Origin of the sequence: Paraglaciecola mesophila KMM 241, from assembly GCF_000315015.1 — a bacterium.
Classification (GTDB): domain Bacteria; phylum Pseudomonadota; class Gammaproteobacteria; order Enterobacterales; family Alteromonadaceae; genus Paraglaciecola; species Paraglaciecola mesophila.
On sequence record NZ_BAEP01000031.1, the window covers coordinates 1 to 2,091 of the forward strand.

At 43.4% G+C, this 2,091-nt stretch carries 1 protein-coding gene; it reads right to left on the bottom strand.

Annotated features, from left to right (window positions below; all coding sequences use genetic code 11):
• Window positions 1-100 precede the first annotated feature (100 nt).
• Entirely contained in the window at window positions 101-1,921 is a 1,821-nt protein-coding gene (locus tag GMES_RS07710; protein WP_006992072.1) for an acyl-CoA dehydrogenase C-terminal domain-containing protein, read from the bottom strand.
• Window positions 1,922-2,091: the final 170 nt, after the last annotated feature.

Here is a 2,091-nt window from a genome sequence, read left to right on the forward strand (position 1 = left end):
GCTATTTTCTGTGCATATATTCTGCAGCGGTTTTACACTTCAAGCAATTCAATCACCTACACACTAACGCCGCTTTTCACGCACTGATTTTCTTAACAGCTTACAAGAAAGACAGCAAATCTTGATCTAGTTGCATGAGCGTTTTGGGGTCTGCCATCATGGTTTTGGCCAGTGATTTTGTTCTGGGCAGTAAACGCTCAAAATAAAATTCAGCGGTTTTGATTTTAGCCCGGTAAAAATCTCGGTTTTCTACGTCGGTCGCGAGCTTTTCATAAGCGGTTTGGGCCATCTGCGCCCAGAAATACGCCATCATGATATAACCTGAGTACATTAGGTAATCCACTGAGGCTGAGCCAACAATATCGCGGTCTTTCTTGGCTTTTAAAGCTAAGCGCATGGTGTATTGTTGCCAGTTCGCCACATTTTTACTTAACGCCCAAATAAATTTGTTCATTTGACGCTTATGAGGATTTTTAGAGATCATGCTTTTGTCTTTGCAGAAAAGCAGCACTTCTTTACTGAACGCGTTTAATGATTTACCGCGGGTAAGCAATATTTTACGGCCTAATAAATCGAGGGCTTGAATACCTGTGGTACCTTCATACAAAGTGGAGATACGCACGTCGCGTACTATTTGTTCCATACCCCACTCTTTAATATAACCATGACCGCCGAATATTTGCATACCCTGGCTGGTGCTTTCACAGCCTAATTCTGTTAGGAAGGCTTTAAGAATTGGAGTAATAAAACCTAATCTATCATCTGCCTTTTCACGTGCTTCATCGGTAGTGGCCATTTCTATTTCATCGACTATTTTGGCGGTGTAATAGATCATCGCGCGGCCACCTTCAGAGATGGCCTTTTGGGTCATCAACATCTTGCGCACGTCAGGGTGTACTATGATAGGGTCGGCAACTTTATCGGGGAATTTTTTACCGGTCAAAGCACGCATCGATAAGCGGTCTTTGGCATACAAAAGCGAGTTTTGGTAAGCTAATTCAGACGCGCATACGCCTTGCAGTGCGGTGCCTACGCGAGCCGTATTCATAAAGGTGAACATGCATTCTAAGCCTTTATTTTCTGGCCCGATTAACACACCTTTTGCATTATCAAAATTCAGTACTGCAGTGGATGATGCTTTGATGCCCATCTTGTCTTCAATGGCACCACAGGTGACCTTATTGCCTTCGCCTAAGTTGCCTTGTTGATCAACTTGTACTTTTGGCACGATAAACAGCGATATGCCGCGTGTCCCTTCAGGTGCGCCGGGTAACCTAGCTAATACGATATGAATAATATTTTCGGTTAGGTCGTGCTCACCTGCAGAAATAAATATCTTGGTGCCCACTATGTCATAGGTTCCGTCATCGTTGGGTATGGCTTTGGTTTTAACTTGGCCTAAATCGGTGCCGCATTGGGGCTCAGTTAAACACATAGTGCCGGTCCATGTGCCTTCGGTAAGGCGGGTAAGGTAAAGCTCTTTTTGTTCTTGTGTCCCATGGCTTTGGATCGTGTTCATGGCACCATGACTCAGGCCCGGATACATGGCCCACGACCAGTTAGCAGTGCCCATCATTTCTTGTTTTGCCATGCCAAGAGAAGGGGGTAAGCCCTGCCCACCGTGCTCGACCGGGTGAGATAGACTCTGCCATCCACCTTCAACGTATTTGTTGTAGGCTGCTTTAAAGCCAGTTGGCGTAGTCACCACACCATTGTCGAATTTGCAGCCTTCTTTATCACCGCTTTGGTTTAACGGCAGTAATTCGTTTTCACAAAATTTTGCGCATTCTTGCAATATTGCATCCACTAAATCGGGCGTGGCTTCAGCGAACTCCGGGTATTTTTCATAATGTTTATAATATTTAAACACGTCTTCAATCAGAAACTTCATGTCCATAACGGGCGCTTTGTACTGCAACATAGTAGAACTCCAAAATTTGTTTTTCTTATAGGATTTAAGGACTATAACAGAAAAGCAACTGGTCTAACCACTTTATTAAATTTCTTTATTCACTAAGTAATGAGCAATTATAAATAATGACAATAAACGCAAAGACGCCATCTAACTTTTTTTGTGTTATCAATAACCGA

Bases quoted from the DNA above. Each gene is read 5' to 3' on its own strand.
- GMES_RS07710 (WP_006992072.1), bottom strand. From the start codon at position 1,921: ATGTTGCAGTACAAAGCGCCCGTTATGGACATGAAGTTTCTGATTGAA.